This is a genomic window from Flavobacterium sp. LC2016-01 (assembly GCF_009711135.1).
Lineage (GTDB): Bacteria > Bacteroidota > Bacteroidia > Flavobacteriales > Flavobacteriaceae > Flavobacterium.
Window position 1 is genome coordinate 156,371 of record NZ_WMIC01000003.1, and the last position, 15,915, is coordinate 172,285.

The window sequence follows — 15,915 nt, forward strand, 5'->3', positions numbered from 1 at the left end:
TATTAAAATACCAGAAAAATGGCAGAATCAAAACAACAACAGACCGCATTAGGCGATGTTGCAGCAAGACAACTCGCAATTGCAACGCGTACCGTACCCCAAATTGGAACAACTTCTCCGCGATGGCTGACACATCTTTTGCATTGGACACCAGTAGAATCAGGTGTGTTTCGTTTGAACAAAGTTAAAAATGCAAACCACATCGAAGTTGATTGTTCTGCACGTGACGAAAGAGTTTTACCAAACACTTTTGTTGATTATGTTGAAAATCCTAGGGAGTATAACCTTGCTGCCGTTCAGACCATTGTAGAAGTTCATACTCGTGTTTCTGATTTATACAGTAAGCCTTATAATCAAATTTCAGAACAGCTTCGTTTGGCAATAGAAACGATTAAAGAACGTCAAGAAAGCGAATTAATCAATAATAAAGATTACGGATTATTAAGCAATGTGGCGCCTTCTCAAATCATAAAAACTCGTACAGGAGCACCAACTCCAGATGATCTAGACGAATTGCTGACTAAAGTTTGGAAAGAGCCAGGTTTCTTTTTACTGCATCCGCTGGCAATTGCTGCTTTTGGTCGTGAATGTACACGCCGAGGCGTACCGCCTCCAACAATATCTTTGTTTGGATCTCAGTTTTTAACTTGGAGAGGAATTCCGCTTATTCCATCGGATAAATTGCCAATTGAAAAAGGGAAATCAAAAATCATTTTATTACGTACTGGCGAAAGCCGTCAAGGTGTCATTGGATTGATTCAGCCGGGATTACAAGGCGAACAATCTCCTGGATTATCAGTTCGTTTTATGGGAATTAATGAAAAAGCGATTGCTTCTTACTTAGTTTCGCTTTATTGTTCTTTAGCTATTTTGGTTGATGATGCCATCGCTGTTTTAGAAGATGTCGAAATAGGAAAGTATCATGAGTACAAATATTAACCCAGACGGATTACCAAACATTGACGATTTGCAGTTTCTGGCAAACGAACTGTTCAGTGCGCTGCCTAATGAATTTCCGAAAGAAATTTCATTGAGTCCAGACAAAGCGGAACATCCTCGTGCGACAAAAATTGCAGAAACGCTTTTGCATGCTGGTGGCGCCAATATTTTAACGTCGTTTCCTGTGCAAAGTCCGTTAAATGTTAATCTGGCTCCGCCTTCGTTCAGCGGTTTTGGAGGTTCTCCAGCAAGTGCTTCTCAAAGTTCGAGTGCCTCGGCTTTGTACCCAAACGCTGGTGCAGGTTTTGATCCTAAATATGGCATCCCTTCTTCTGGAATTCCTGAAGATAACGGACTAAATATTAATAATCCGCAGACTGGTTTTTATGATATCAATTTAAAAAACAGCGGATCACCACAGCTTAATGAAGAATCACTTTTTTCATCGCTGTTTTTAAATGATCAATATTTGCCTTTTCAAAGCGAAAATTCTTCTTTTGAAAATGAACTAAAAATAGCTTTAGAAACAGTTGATACTTTTTTTAGAAAGCGAAATGATTTTCCATCAAGCGGCAATGATCTTCAAAATTCCTATTATTTTTTAGATCAGAATCCATTTGCTTTTGATCACAAAAACACAAATGCGATTGTTGGAAGTTCTTTCGGAACAAACCCATTAAGTGGCAGTACAAATTCAGCTTTCAATGCCGAATTGATCAAAAAAGATTTTCCGATTTTAAGTGAAACTGTAAACGGAAAACCTTTAGTGTGGTTTGATAATGCCGCAACGACTCAGAAACCAAAATCGGTTATTGATCGCATTGCGTATTTCTACGAGCATGAAAATTCGAACATTCACCGTGCAGCACATGAATTGGCGGCACGCGCATCTGACGCTTATGAAGCTGCACGTGAAAAAGTGAAAACATTTTTAAATGCTTCTTCTGTAAACGAAATTGTATTTGTTCGTGGTGCTACTGAAGGAATCAATTTGGTAGCTTCAACTTGGGGCGATCAAAATTTAAATGCTGGAGATGAAATTATTGTAAGTAATCTGGAGCATCATGCTAATATAGTTCCGTGGAAAAGATTGGCAGATAAAAAAGGTTTAAAATTAAGAGTAATTCCAGTTGATGATGATGGTCAGATTCTTTTGGATGAATATGCAAAACTGCTGAATTCAAAAACTCGTTTAGTAGCTTTTACACAAGTTTCAAATGCATTGGGAACCGTAACTCCTGCCAAAAAAATAACCGAAATGGCACACGCAGCCGGAGCAAAAGTCTTAATTGACGGAGCACAGTCGGTTTCACACATGAAAGTGGATGTTCAGGATTTAAATCCGGATTGGCTGGTTTTTTCTGGACATAAACTATTTGGTCCAACGGGAATTGGCGCTTTATATGGCAAAGAAGATTTATTGAACGAAATGCAGCCGTATCAATCAGGTGGAAACATGATTCAGGATGTAACTTTTGAGGAAATAAAATACCACAAAGCACCGAATCGTTTTGAAGCCGGAACAGGAAATATTGCCGATGCAATTGGCCTTGGCGCTGCTATTGACTATGTGACGAAACTTGGAATTGAACAAATTGGCCAGTACGAGCATTATTTATTAGAATATGCAACAAGACTGCTAAAAGAAATTCCGGGCGTGCGTTTAATTGGAACGGCAAAAGACAAAGCAAGTGTATTATCTTTTAATTTACAAGGTTATACAAATGATCAAGTTGGTCAAGCCTTAAACAAAGAAGGCGTCGCGGTAAGAACTGGGCACCATTGCGCACAGCCAATTTTGAGAAGAATGGGAGTTGAAACCACCGTTCGTCCCTCATTGGCATTTTACAATACCACTCAAGATGTTGATACTTTTATCAAGACTTTGTGGGAACTTAAAAAAGTCAAATTTTAAAAATAAAGAGATCATTTTCTCTAAAAAAGATAATTACTTTTTTTGATATTTTGAGTAATTATACCCAAAAGCGATTGTTTTCCTGAACAGTCGCTTTTTTTGTTTCAATCTTAAAAAATCCAAGTTTTTTCTACAAATACCCCCAATCAGTAATATTTTATCTGTTTTTATGTTAATTAATCTGTTTTTTAAAGCATATTTAGAAATTTCATTTAAATATTAATCACATTATCACTTAAATTTTTACAAAATAAAAGTATTTGGGTACTAAATGTTACAAATATTACAAAAATGAAGTTATATGTTATTTTTAATGTTAAAAACAGGTTTCTACTTAACATTTATTTAAGATATTTGAGATAACTAATTTAAACCCAATAAAAAATGAAAATTAATTTAAAACATTTTTTGTGGCTTTTGCTCGTTTTAAGCGTGCAAATGGCCATGGCTCAAGGAGGGTCAATTTCTGGTACAGTTACTGATAACAAAGGCGTTCCGATTCCAGGAGTAAATATTGTACTCAAAGGAACAAATGTCAGTACACAAACTGATTTTGATGGAAATTTTAAAATTCAAGCTAATACAGGCGATATTTTAGTTGCTAGTTATGTTAGTTTTGCAACCGTTGAAGTAAAAGCTTCAAATTCTATGACAATTAAGATGGTTGAAACTCAAAATGAGCTTGAAGCTGTTCTTGTTGTGGGTTACGGTACACAATCAAAAAAGAATTTAACCGATAATATAGCACGTGTAACGGCAAAAGATATTCAGCAAGTACCAGTTGCAAACGTACAGAATGCCCTGGTTGGTAAATTAGCCGGCGTACAAATTACACAAACAAACGGTAAGGTTGAAGGAGGAATGAATATTAGAGTTCGTGGTGCAGCCAGTATTAGTGCCAGTACACAGCCTTTATATGTTCTAGATGGTATTCCGCTTATCACTGATAATGAGTCCAGCAATGGGGCACCAACGAATCCGCTGTTAACTTTAAGTCCAAATGAAATCGAATCAATCGACGTATTAAAAGATGCTTCTTCTGCTGCAATCTATGGAGCCCGTGGAGCCAATGGAGTTGTAATCATTACAACAAAAAAAGGAAAAGAAGGTAAAGGAAATTTTTCTTTAAACTTCTCTCAGGGTATCAGTGAAGCCACTCACACTAAAAAATTTCTGAATGCAAAACAATATGTAGAATTACTGCAGGAAGCAGGCCGAAATGTTGATGATTTAGAATCTGTAGAAGATGAATTGGAATATTTATCTCAGGGAACAGATTGGAGAAACGGAGAAATTGACACAAATTGGCAAGACATTGCTTTAAAAACCGGTTATACAACTGATGCAGATTTTTCTGTTTCTGGAGGTGATGACAGAACAAAATATTTCTTTTCTGGAGCTTACAACAATACAATAGGAATTGTTGACAGCAATAGCTTGGAAAGAATAACAGCAAGATCAAATGTATCTCATAAAATTACAGACCGATTTACTGCCGGAATGAACCTTAGTTTTTCTAGATCTGTTATTGACAGGGTTCAAGACGACAATTCATTCTCTACACCAATGCAATCTGTAGCGCAGGCTCCAATTTCACAGGCAAGATTAGACGATGGAACTCCAAATCCCAATACAGAATATGTCAATTATTTGTTAGCAAAAGACAATACTTCTTGGAAAACTATCATGAGAAGACTTACGGGAAAAATATTCGGAGAATTAAAACTGGTAAAAGGTTTGAAATTTAATTCGGATTTCGGTTATGATCTTTTAACACAAAGCGAAGATTACTGGCAAGGAAAAAATGCACCTTTTATGGCCACTGATGGAGCCGTTTTTGCAACTTCTGTAAATACAGAAAGCTATGTTTTCAGTAATTACTTTACTTACGATCTTACCTTTGGTGAAAACCATACTATAAACGCTGTTGCAGGTATGGAATTTAATAAATATAATAGACGCTACCAAGATGTAAACAGTATTTATTTTCCAAATGATGATTTCCATACGGTTGATGGCGGTGCAGAAGTAAATGAAGGGCATGGTTCTGAAACTGATTATATTTTCCTTTCTCATTTTGGCCGATTCAATTATAGCTTCAAAAATAAATATCTTTTTAAAGCAAGTATCCGCCGTGATGGATCATCTCGTTTTGGAAAAAATGAACGCTTTGCAATTTTCCCAGCTTTTTCAGCTGGATGGGTTATGTCACAAGAAGAATTCTTAAAAGACAATACTGTTTTAAGCTATTTGAAATTAAAAGCAAGCTGGGGTCAGGTTGGAAATGCTGAAGTTGGAAACTTTGCTTCTCGCCAATTATACAGACCTAATTCCTATAACCTAAAATCAGGATTAACTTTTAGCCAAGCCGGAAATGATAATCTTACTTGGGAAACATCTTCACAAACAGATGTTGGTGTTGAAGTTGGATTCCTTAATAAAATCAATTTAGAAGTCGATTATTATTACAAAGGCACTGATGGTCTTCTTTTTGAAAAACCTTTGCCTCCTAGCTCTGGCGCTACGTTGATCAATACAAACCTTGGGGAAATAAAAAGCAGTGGATTTGAATTTACTTTGAATACAAAAAATATTGAAACAGAAAAATTCAAATGGACTACAAGTTTCAACCTTACAACAAACGAATCAAAAGTAAAATCACTGCCTAATAATAATACTGATGTTGTCACAAATTATAACATCAACCGCGTGGGAGAAAACATTTCATCATTTTATTTAGTTGAATACGCTGGTGTTGATCCTACAAATGGGGATGCCCTTTTTGTAAAAAACACAGTAAATGCTGATGGAAGTCTTGACAAAAGTACTACTAACGATTACAGTGAAGCTAAAAGAATTGTAGCAGGAAATCCTTTCCCAACCTTAATGTCTGGATTGACTAATACGATGAATTATAAAAATTTTGATTTTAACTTTACATTTCAAGGCGAATGGGGCGCAAGTATTTATAACTCAGCAGGAATATATATGTCGACAGCTGCAGATTATTTTGACAACCAAACCGAAGATCAGTTAAATCGCTGGCAAAATCCGGGCGATATCACGAATGTACCGCAAGCAAGATTTGGAGGTTCAAACGGAACACAAGAATCTACCCGTTATTTAGATAAAGCAGATTTTATACGTTTACGTAACGTAACATTAGGTTATTCTTTACCTAAAGAAACCGTAAATAAAGCGGGAATGAGCAGTTTAAGAATTTATTTTACAGCGGTAAACTTGCTTACGTTTACAAATTACGAAGGAACAGATCCTGAAGCAAGAAGAGATGACTCAGGAATTGGAGAAGATTTTTACTCGGCACCACCTGCAAGAACTATGGCAATTGGAGTAAATATTAATTTTTAAAAAGAACAAAATGAAAGCAAATAAATTAATCTTACTTATAATTCTAGCAGTCTTTTTCACAAGCTGTGAAGATGAACTAAACTTAGATCCTAAACAGTCTGAAGATGCTTCAATCACTTTAAGCACTGAAAGCGGTGTTACAAATGTTCTTACGGGTACGTATGCACTTGCGGCAAACGGAAATGCTTATGGCGGCCGCGTTTTGCTGTATGCAGATTTACTTGGCGTGACAGGTTCGCTAAGCACAACCGATTTAAGATGGCGCGGCAGTTTTGGTGAACTTCGCCAAATGTACCTTAAAACCATGCTTTCTGACAACGTAATTATTGAAGGCAGCTATTCGAGACTTTACTCAATGATTAATGCAGCAAATACTGTTATCGAAAATATCGACAAAGTAAAAGATCCAGACAAACGAACTGTTATGATTGGAGAAGCTAACTTTTTGAGATCATTAGCTTACTTTGATTTGGTACGCTTTTTTGCGAAACCTTATGTTGCCGGACAAGCAAATACGCAATTAGGAGTTGTAATCAGGCCTAATGCAATTTACGACTTCAGCGTAGATCTTTCAAAAGAAAGAAGTACTGTCGATGAAGTTTATAAGGTAATTATTGACGGATTAAATTTGGCCTACACTAATCTTCCTGAAGAAAACAGCTTTTATGCTGATAAATATTCTGCTAAAGCTTTATTAGCCAGAGTTTATCTGCAACAGCAAAATTATGCTGCAGCTAGAGATGCTGCAAATGATGTCATTGAAAACAGCGGACACGGATTATCTCTAAAATATGCAGATGCCTTTAATCACGACACAGATAAAACCGAAGATGTTTTTGCCATTCAAATTACAAAACAAACCGGTGTAAATGATGCTGTAACTTTTTATGCTTCTGAAGGAAATGGCGGACGCGGAGGGGATTTTTCTATAAGAGATGCTTATTTAGATAAATTTAGCGATCCTGATGACAGAGCAGTATTTAATTATGAAAATGAAGATAACGGAAGACTATTAACTTCAAAATTTACAGATCAATTTGGCGATCTGCCAATTATTCGTTTAGCTGAAATGTATTTGATTAGAGCTGAAAGTAATTTACGCGCTGGAACTGCAGTAGGAAACACACCTTTGGACGACATTAATATTATTCGTTCCAGAGCAAACGCAGATGAATTGACAACGGTGACTGTTGATGATATTTTACTGGAACGCGAATTAGAACTGGGCATGGAAGGTTTTTTAATTCACGATATCCGCAGAACAAAACGTTCAATTGATATCAGCACAAATGGCGACGGTTCTGAAATTCTTCCCTATGATTCAAACAGATTGGTCTTCCCTATTCCATTAAAAGAAATGGATACCAACAAAAAAATCACACAAAATCCTGGTTACGGAAGTTAATTTTTTTAAGATTCTAAGATACTAAGATGCTAAGGTTCTGAGTTTTTTGAACATAGAAAAGGTTCAAAGTTTTATAGAATAACTATAAAATTTTGAACCTTTCTTAAAAAAAACCTTAGCGCCTTAGCATCTTAGTAGCTTAGAACCTTATCTAAACTCATTCAAAGATTTCTCGATTATCTCAAGACATTCCTGAATTTGAGCTTCGGTCATTACTAACGGCGGTGCCAGTCTGATTTTGTTGCCATGAGTTGGTTTTGCCAATAATCCGTTGTCTCTAAATTTCAAGCAAATTTCCCAAGCTAAATCAGAATCTTCGTTTGTATTAATTACAATTGCGTTTAAAAGTCCTTTTCCGCGAACAAGCGTAATTAAATTATTTCTTTCAGCAATTTTATTTAATCCTTCTCTTAAAATAATTCCTAAACGTTCTGCATTTTCGGCCAGTTTTTCGTCTTTGATTACTTCCAATGCTGCAATCGCAACCGCTGCTGCAACAGGATTTCCACCAAAAGTAGAACCGTGTTGTCCTGGTTTGATTACATTCATAATCTCATTATTGGCCAAAACTGCCGAAACCGGATAAACACCTCCTGAAATTGCTTTTCCTAAAATTAAAATATCAGGCTGCACATTTTCGTGATGAACGGCTAATAATTTTCCGGTACGCGCAATTCCGGTTTGAACTTCATCGGCAATAAATAAAACATTATGTTTTTCACACAATGCTTTAGCTTTCGCCAAATAACCTTCTGACGGAACATAAACTCCAGCCTCGCCCTGAATTGGTTCAACCAAAAATCCAGCAATATTTTTTGAAGAATCTAAAGCTTTTTCCAGCGCTTCAAGATTATCGTATTCAATTTTTATAAATCCATCTGTAAACGGACCAAAGTTTTTACGTGCCGTTTCATCATTCGAAAATGAAATAATAGTAGTGGTTCTTCCGTGGAAATTATTCTCACACACAATCACCTGCGCTTGATTTTCTGGAATACCTTTTACTTCATACGCCCATTTTCTGCATATTTTTAGTGCTGTTTCAACTGCTTCAGCACCTGTATTCATTGGCAACACTTTATCAAAACCAAAATAATTGGTTATATATTCTTCGTAATTACCCAATTTATCATTGTAAAAAGCACGAGAAGTCAAAGTCAGTTTTTGTGCCTGATCGATCATTGCTTGTACAATTTTCGGATGACAATGTCCTTGATTTACTGCTGAATAAGCCGATAAAAAATCATAATATTTTTTCCCATCAACATCCCAAACATATACGCCTTCTCCTTTTTCTAAAACCACAGGAAGCGGATGATAATTATGAGCTCCGTATTTATTCTCTTTTTCTATCAAAATTTCAGATTTCGACGAAAGTATATTTTCTGTATGTATCATAAATATTTTGTTTTTCAAATACAAAAGTATCAAAAAACATAAAATACACAATAAAAAAACCGAAATTAAATCTATTAATCAATATAAAAAGTCAAATTTAATTTTTAAAGCCAATAAAAAATAAATACAACCAAATCACATCCATGATTTTATTCCCTTTTATTGAAAAAAATAATTACTTTTATAAATCAAAAAAGAAGATTTTAAAAGAATGGATATACTAGACGAATTCGATATTAATATACTGAAGGAATTAGAAAAAGATGGAAGAATGGCATTTTCTGCCATAGCGGCCAACTTAAAAATTTCAAATACTATGGTGCATCAGCGTGTTAACAGAATGATCGAGCAAGGTGTTATTGGCGGAATTAAACCCATTATACAAGAAAAAAATATTGGTTACGACTGGGCTTCTTTTACCGGAATCACACTGAATAAAGATTCTGACTCTGACCGAATTATCGAAGAAATGAAAAAAATTCCTGAAATAACGGAATGCTATTATGTTACCGGTTCATTTACGCTTTACATCAAGATTATTGCAAAAAATCACGAACATATGCGTACGATTCTTTACGAAAAAATCGACCGCATTTCTGGAATTGCCAAAACAGATTCGATCATTGAATTAGGCTGTGCTTTTAAAAGAAACATTACGCTTTAAATCTCTTAAATTTAAAAGCATTAAAATGCATAGGAAGAACACGATGCTGCTCAATACCTAAAATATATTGTATCGCTAATTCTTCGCTTTTAAAAATTTTAGAAAACCAGCATAATTAACGACCAAAACCATGAAAAACCAATTTCTTTCTAAATTTCCGTTTCAAAAATTGATTTTGACTTTGTTGTTATTAATAAGCGGTTTACTGCAGGCACAAAATTCAAAAGGAAAATTATTTATCATTGGCGGAGGCGACCGTTCTGACGCTTTGATGAAACAGGTTTTGGCTGTAGCCGAATTAGGAACAAAAGATTACATAGTGGTTTTGCCGATGTCAAGTGAAGAACCAGACAGCTCGTTTATTTTCTTCAAAACTCAAATGGTGAAATTGACGCAAAACCCAATTGTGATGCTGAATTTCAACGCAGCAACGGCTCAAAATAAAAAACTGACAGACTCTGTTCAAAAAGCAAAATTGATTTTCATCAGCGGAGGTGATCAAAGCCGTTTTATGACTGTGGTTCACAATACACCAATAAAAACAGCAATTCAGAAAGCATACGAAAACGGAAGTACAATTTCTGGAACAAGTGCCGGTGCGGCTGTAATGTCTGAAAAAATGATTACCGGAAATCAGAAATTAGAAAAAGAATATTCGGGAACTTTTGATAATATCCGTTATGATAATTTAGAAACTTCAGAAGGTTTGGGTTTATTGAAAACTGCCGTTATCGATCAGCATTTTTTAAAACGAAACCGCTACAACCGCTTGCTTTCTGCTTTAGTTGAGTTTCCAGATTTAACCGGAATTGGGATTGATGAAGCTACTGCAATTATTGTTCGAAATAATGAAATTGAAGTTGCCGGAGAAAGTGAAGTTATTGTCGTACGAAAACCAAAAGGCATCAAAAAATCAAAAAAGAACAATCTTATTTCAATCGAAAATTTACAAATGAGCATTTACACCGCCGGTCAAAAATTTAATATTAAATAGTCATGCATCCTTATTCCAAAATCATAAAATCATTATTTTTTATTTGTCTTAGCTTTCAACTTTCGGCACAAAAAATCAATACAAAAGAAATTGAACGTTTAAAAAACTGTGCTAAACAAGTCACTATAATTCGGGATAATTGGGGAATTCCGCATGTTTACGGAAAAACAGATGCCGATGCTGTTTTCGGATTATTGTATGCGCAATGCGAAGATGATTTTAAAAGAATCGAAATGAATTATATTGAAAAACTCGGACGCCTTTCAGAAATAAAAGGACAATCGGTTTTGTATAATGATTTAGAAATTAAACTTTTAATTGATGTTAACGAAGCAAAAGCCGATTATGCAAAAGCACCGCAATGGCTAAAGAAACTGCTGAACAGTTATGCCGATGCAATCAACTTTTATTTATACAAGCATCCAAAAGTAAAACCGGCACTTTTAACACATTTTGAACCTTGGTTTCCGTTGCTTTGGACGGACGGGAGTATTGGCGCTATAAGCACCGCAGATCTTTCAACAGCCGAATTAAAAGCATTTTATTCTGGAAATAATGATAAAGTGGCATATGTTGAACGAGAAAAATATGTTCAGACGGGCTCAAATGGTTTTGCATTTGCACCATCAAAAACCGCTGACGGAAATGCCATTTTATACATTAACCCACATACAACTTTTTACTTCAGACCTGAAGTTCAGATTACCAGTGAAGAAGGCTTGAATGTTTACGGAGCTGTAACTTGGGGACAATTTTTTATTTACCAAGGTTTTAACGAAAACTGTGGGTGGATGCATACCTCATCAAATGTTGATGTTGCTGATATGTATGCTGAAAAAATCACCAATAAAGACGGAAAATTATTTTATGAATTCGACAATAAACTTCTTCCGGTTGGTGAAAAAGAAATCACAATTAATTATACCGAAAACGGAAAATTGATTCCAAAGAAATTCAAAACCTATTTTACTAATAACGGGCCAATTATGGCAAAACGCGACGGAAAATGGATCAGCTTAAAATCAAATAATCGTTCAATGACCAGTTTAATCCAAAGTTGGATCAGAACAAAATCCAAAAACTTTGACGATTATAAAAAAGCAATGGACCTAAAAGCCAATACGTCAAACAATACCGTTTATGCCGACAGTAAAGGAAATATCGCCTATTGGCACGGGAATTTTATTCCAATTCGAGATAAAAATTTAAACTGGTCAAAAGTAGTTGACGGCTCTATTTCTTCGACGCAATGGAAAGGTCTGCACGAAGTTGATGAAACGGTTCATGTTTATAATCCTGTAAACGGCTGGCTTCAAAATTGCAACTCTACTCCTTTCTCGGTTGCCGGAAGCAACAGTCCGAAAAAAGAAAATTACATTCCGTATATGGCGCCAGATGGAGAAAATTTCAGAGGAATTAATGCAGTCCGAATTTTCAGCAAAGGCACTAAATATACTTTAGACAAAGTAATTGCTGATGGCTACGATTCTAAATTATCTATTTTCGAAATATTGATTCCGAGTTTAGTCAACGTTTTCGAAAAAAATGTAAGCCTAGAATCCCCAGAATATATTGCATTAAAAGAACCAATTTCAATTCTGAAATATTGGGATTATTATGCTAAAGAAAATTCGGTGGCAACCACATTAGCCGTTGAATGGGCTTATAAATTAGACCCAATTATACTAAAAGCATATATTGACGAAGGCCAATTAGATCAAGTTGAAAATACCCGAAATTTTGCAAAAAAAGCCACAGCATCGCAAATGATTCCGCAACTGCTGGCGGTTTTAAAAGAATTAGAATCAAAATTTGGAACATGGCAAGTGGCTTGGGGCGATATTAATCGTTTTCAGCGTTCAAACGGTGCAATTGATTTAAAATATGACGATTCAAAACCAAGCTTGCCAATTGGTTATGGCCCGGGTTCTTGGGGAAGCCTGCCTTCTTTTAAAAGCAGTTATCAAAATGGCTCTAAAAAACGTTACGGATATAATGGAAACAGTTTTATCTGTGCCGTAGAATTTGGTCCAAAAATAAAAGCAAAATCATTATTAGCAGGTGGAAACAGCGGTGATGAAAACTCAAAACATTTTACCGATCAAGCCGAAATGTACCGAAAAGGTCAATTTAAAGACGTTTTATTCTATAAAGAAGATGTCATTAAAAATGCCGAAAAAACCTATCATCCCGGAGAATAATTTTGACAAAAAAAACCATTACAAACAAACCTTGGAAGAACTTTCTTTCGAGGTTTTTTTATAAGAGAATATTTCTGATATTTGTTTAAAATTGTAAATCGATGAAAAATTCAGCCCTTCTTATTTTTGCTACTATATTGTTTTCTAACACTATAAGCGCACAATTAAAACCCGTAAAATATGCCGATGGAAATCAGGCATTAAATGGTTTATCTATAAAACCTGCTAAAAAAAGCAGTCAGAATCCTGGTATTTTACTTTTACCGGCTTGGCTCGGAATTGACAATGCCTCTAAAGGAATTGCCGAAAATCTTTCAAAACTAGGCTATCATGTTTTTATTGCTGATATATATGGAGAAGGAAATTATCCAAAAAACACTTCAGAAGCAGGAAAACAAGCAGGTTTCTATAAAACCAATTATGAAGCTTACCAAAAAAGAATCAACGCCGCATTACAGGAATTGATTAAGTCTGGAGCAAATGCTGATAATATTGTTGTTATTGGTTATTGTTTTGGTGGAACTGGGGTTCTTGAAGCTGCGCGCGGCCATTTAAACGTAAAAGGAGTTGCTTCATTTCATGGTGGCTTAGGAAAAGATGCCTCAAGACCTGCAACGCCAATTACTGCCAAAGTCTTAGTTTGTCATGGAGCCGATGATCCTTATGTTTCTAAAGAAGAAGTTGCTGCTTTCCAACAAGAAATGCGCGATTCTAAAGCCGACTGGCAAATGATTTATTATGCTGATGCTGTTCACTCGTTTACAAATCCAGAAGCTGGAAGCGACAATTCTAAAGGAGCAGCTTATAATCCTGTTGCGGCAAAAAGAGCTTTTGAACACTTAAAATTATTTCTTGACGAAGTTCTAAAAAAATAAAACCTTAAAACTAAACCAAATCAAACCCAACAAATTAACCAATGTCACATAGTCCCATTAGAAAAGATAAAACCTGTTTGAACTGCAGGCATGTTGTAGAACAGAAATTTTGTCCAAACTGCGGTCAGGAAAACACAGATACCCGAAAAACGTTTCATCATTTGTTTATTCACTTTTTTGAAGATTTGACGCATTATGAAAATGCTTTTTGGAAAACGATTAAAAACCTGCTTTTAAAGCCGGCAACTTTAACTAAAGAATATCTTTCGGGAAAGAGATTATCTTATCTGGCGCCTGTACGTCTTTACATTTTTATCAGTTTTGTTACCTTTCTTTTAATTGCATTATTTCCAAATAATGTAACTGAAAACCTTACGAAAGATGACAAGGAAATCACGTCCAATTTCGAAAATGCAAATAAAAAAGAAAAAGGCTGGAAAGAAAAGTCATATATTAAGTCGAAAACATTGGACAAGTCCTATTTTCAGTTGAAAACAATGAAGGAAATCGACTCCATTCAAAAATATGGAAAAGAAGACGAAAAACTTTCTGATTTTCAATATTGGATCTATGAAAAAGCAACACACGTTACCGAAAAGAATACGAAAAAAGAAATTATAGAAAAATTCATCGAATCATTTATTCATAACATTCCCAAAATTCTTTTTATCATAATGCCATTCTTTGCCTTCTTTTTGTGGATTTTCCACGGCAAAAAAAGATGGTATTATTTTGATCATGGAATTTTTACACTGCATTACTTCTCTTTCTTGCTCTTGATTTTTCTCGTCCTTTTTATCATCAATAAAATAGGTGGATTATTTGCAGAAAACGGTCTGGCAGACGCTATTGTAGGCATCATAAACTTTGTCGGCATTGTCTGGATGTGCTATTACTTTTATCCGGCGCATCATCGTTTTTATGGAGAAACGAGATTCGTGTCATTTGTTAAAAGTGTAATATTATTTTTTATAAACTTCTTTTTTATCCTATTTTTACTTACATTCTATATGTTATACATATTCATTAATTTACACTAACACCAAAATGAAAAAAATTGTAGTTCTTTTATTAATTGCTTCGGCGTTTTCATGTAAAAACACGCAGTCTGTTGCCTCAAAAGACAATTCAGACCCAACAAAATACATGAATTCTATCACGGCAAAAGACTTAAAAAAAATGCTTTATGTTGTTGCTTCCGATGAAATGGAAGGCCGTGAAACTGGTTCGAAAGGACAGAAAAAAGCCGGACTTTACATGATCGAGCAGTACAAGAAAAATAATATTTCATTCCCAAAAGGAGCTGCTGATTATTACCAGCACATTCCGGCATCATTTTTAAATGCAAAACGTAATGAAAATTTACCAGATTCAGAAAACATCTGGGCTTACATCGAAGGTTCTGAAAAACCAGATGAAGTTTTGGTAATTTCTGCACATTACGATCACGTTGGAATTAAAAATGGAGAAGTCTATAACGGAGCTGATGACGATGGATCTGGAACTGTAGCGGTTATGGAAATCGCTAAAGCATTTGCAAAAGCTAAAAAAGAAGGGCACGGACCAAAAAGATCAATCTTATTTCTTCATGTAACTGGAGAAGAACATGGTTTACATGGATCACGTTTCTATTCTGAAAATCCATTATTTCCAATCGCAAATACGATTACTGATATCAATATCGATATGATTGGCCGTCGTGACGTTGAACATGCAAATACAAATAATTATGTATATGTAATTGGAGCTGACAGATTATCTAGTGAATTACACAATACAGTTGTAGCTCAAAACGACAAATACATCAAAATGAACTTGGATTTTAAATTTAATGATCCTAAAGATCCAAATCATTTTTATGAGCGTTCTGACCACTATAACTTTGCAAAACATGGAATCCCAGCTGTTTTCTTCTTCAACGGAGTTCACGAAGATTATCACCAAAAAGGCGATGAACCTCAAAAAATTGAATACGACGCTTTAGCAAAAAGAGCACAATTAGCTTTTGTTGTTGCCTGGGATTTAGCTAATAGAGAAAACAGACCGGTAGTGGATAAAAAATAGTCTAAGACGCTAAGGTTCTGAGACACTAAGATTCTAAGTTTTTTTTAAAAAAATTTAAGATTCTAAGAAAAATAAAAAGGGATGAGTTTTA

Annotated in this window: 11 protein-coding genes; 10 read left to right on the forward strand and 1 reads right to left on the reverse strand. The window is 35.1% G+C overall.

From position 1 onward, the window contains the following. Positions 1-18: 18 nt before the first annotated feature. From GKZ88_RS07705 to GKZ88_RS07720, 4 genes are all read left to right on the forward strand, one after another. The gene (locus GKZ88_RS07705; protein ID WP_155101801.1) at positions 19-939 is read left to right on the forward strand and encodes a family 2A encapsulin nanocompartment shell protein; all 921 of its coding nucleotides are present in this window, start codon (positions 19-21) and stop codon (positions 937-939) included. Further along, positions 923-2,854, forward strand: coding sequence for a family 2A encapsulin nanocompartment cargo protein cysteine desulfurase (locus GKZ88_RS07710; RefSeq protein WP_155101802.1), 1,932 nt, complete (start codon positions 923-925; stop codon positions 2,852-2,854). Before GKZ88_RS07705 ends, GKZ88_RS07710 begins: the two co-directional genes overlap by 17 nt. A gap of 384 nt (positions 2,855-3,238) precedes the next feature. Then, positions 3,239-6,223 (forward strand): TonB-dependent receptor, encoded by a 2,985-nt coding sequence (locus GKZ88_RS07715; protein WP_155101803.1) that lies wholly within the window; start codon positions 3,239-3,241, stop codon positions 6,221-6,223. Positions 6,224-6,233: 10 nt separating this feature from the next. Continuing rightward, positions 6,234-7,628 carry a RagB/SusD family nutrient uptake outer membrane protein gene (locus GKZ88_RS07720; RefSeq protein WP_155101804.1) on the forward strand — a complete coding sequence of 465 codons (1,395 nt, stop codon included), beginning with the start codon at positions 6,234-6,236 and terminating at the stop codon, positions 7,626-7,628. Positions 7,629-7,775: 147 nt separating this feature from the next. Here the strand turns inward: GKZ88_RS07720 and rocD are convergent, their stop codons facing one another. Continuing rightward, positions 7,776-9,026 carry an ornithine--oxo-acid transaminase gene (gene rocD, locus GKZ88_RS07725; protein WP_155101805.1) on the reverse strand — a complete coding sequence of 417 codons (1,251 nt, stop codon included), beginning with the start codon at positions 9,024-9,026 and terminating at the stop codon, positions 7,776-7,778. Positions 9,027-9,237: 211 nt separating this feature from the next. On the opposite strand from rocD, the gene GKZ88_RS07730 reads away from it, so the two are divergent. The 6 genes from GKZ88_RS07730 (at position 9,238) to GKZ88_RS07755 (ending at position 15,824) form a co-directional block, all read left to right on the forward strand. Continuing rightward, positions 9,238-9,690: an Lrp/AsnC family transcriptional regulator gene (locus tag GKZ88_RS07730; protein ID WP_155101806.1), complete on the forward strand. Its 453-nt coding sequence runs from the start codon at positions 9,238-9,240 to the stop codon at positions 9,688-9,690. 130 nt (positions 9,691-9,820) lie between these two features. After that, positions 9,821-10,684: a cyanophycinase gene (locus tag GKZ88_RS07735; RefSeq protein ID WP_155101807.1), complete on the forward strand. Its 864-nt coding sequence runs from the start codon at positions 9,821-9,823 to the stop codon at positions 10,682-10,684. Positions 10,685-10,686: 2 nt separating this feature from the next. Further along, the gene (locus GKZ88_RS07740; protein ID WP_155101808.1) at positions 10,687-12,885 is read left to right on the forward strand and encodes a penicillin acylase family protein; all 2,199 of its coding nucleotides are present in this window, start codon (positions 10,687-10,689) and stop codon (positions 12,883-12,885) included. A gap of 101 nt (positions 12,886-12,986) precedes the next feature. After that, positions 12,987-13,760 carry a dienelactone hydrolase family protein gene (locus GKZ88_RS07745; RefSeq protein ID WP_155101809.1) on the forward strand — a complete coding sequence of 258 codons (774 nt, stop codon included), beginning with the start codon at positions 12,987-12,989 and terminating at the stop codon, positions 13,758-13,760. 41 nt (positions 13,761-13,801) lie between these two features. Continuing rightward, entirely contained in the window at positions 13,802-14,800 is a 999-nt protein-coding gene (locus GKZ88_RS07750; RefSeq protein ID WP_155101810.1) for a DUF3667 domain-containing protein, read from the forward strand. A gap of 7 nt (positions 14,801-14,807) precedes the next feature. Next, positions 14,808-15,824 (forward strand): M28 family peptidase, encoded by a 1,017-nt coding sequence (locus GKZ88_RS07755; protein WP_155101811.1) that lies wholly within the window; start codon positions 14,808-14,810, stop codon positions 15,822-15,824. The last annotated feature ends 91 nt before the right edge of the window (positions 15,825-15,915 follow it).

Coding starts and splice junctions, on each gene's coding strand:
- GKZ88_RS07710 (WP_155101802.1), top strand. CDS start 923: ATGAGTACAAATATTAACCCAGACGGATTACCAAACATTGACGATTTG.
- GKZ88_RS07740 (WP_155101808.1), top strand. CDS start 10,687: ATGCATCCTTATTCCAAAATCATAAAATCATTATTTTTTATTTGTCTT.
- GKZ88_RS07745 (WP_155101809.1), top strand. CDS start 12,987: ATGAAAAATTCAGCCCTTCTTATTTTTGCTACTATATTGTTTTCTAAC.
- GKZ88_RS07715 (WP_155101803.1), top strand. CDS start 3,239: ATGAAAATTAATTTAAAACATTTTTTGTGGCTTTTGCTCGTTTTAAGC.
- GKZ88_RS07750 (WP_155101810.1), top strand. CDS start 13,802: ATGTCACATAGTCCCATTAGAAAAGATAAAACCTGTTTGAACTGCAGG.
- GKZ88_RS07730 (WP_155101806.1), top strand. CDS start 9,238: ATGGATATACTAGACGAATTCGATATTAATATACTGAAGGAATTAGAA.
- rocD (WP_155101805.1), bottom strand. CDS start 9,026: ATGATACATACAGAAAATATACTTTCGTCGAAATCTGAAATTTTGATA.
- GKZ88_RS07755 (WP_155101811.1), top strand. CDS start 14,808: ATGAAAAAAATTGTAGTTCTTTTATTAATTGCTTCGGCGTTTTCATGT.
- GKZ88_RS07735 (WP_155101807.1), top strand. CDS start 9,821: ATGAAAAACCAATTTCTTTCTAAATTTCCGTTTCAAAAATTGATTTTG.
- GKZ88_RS07720 (WP_155101804.1), top strand. CDS start 6,234: ATGAAAGCAAATAAATTAATCTTACTTATAATTCTAGCAGTCTTTTTC.
- GKZ88_RS07705 (WP_155101801.1), top strand. CDS start 19: ATGGCAGAATCAAAACAACAACAGACCGCATTAGGCGATGTTGCAGCA.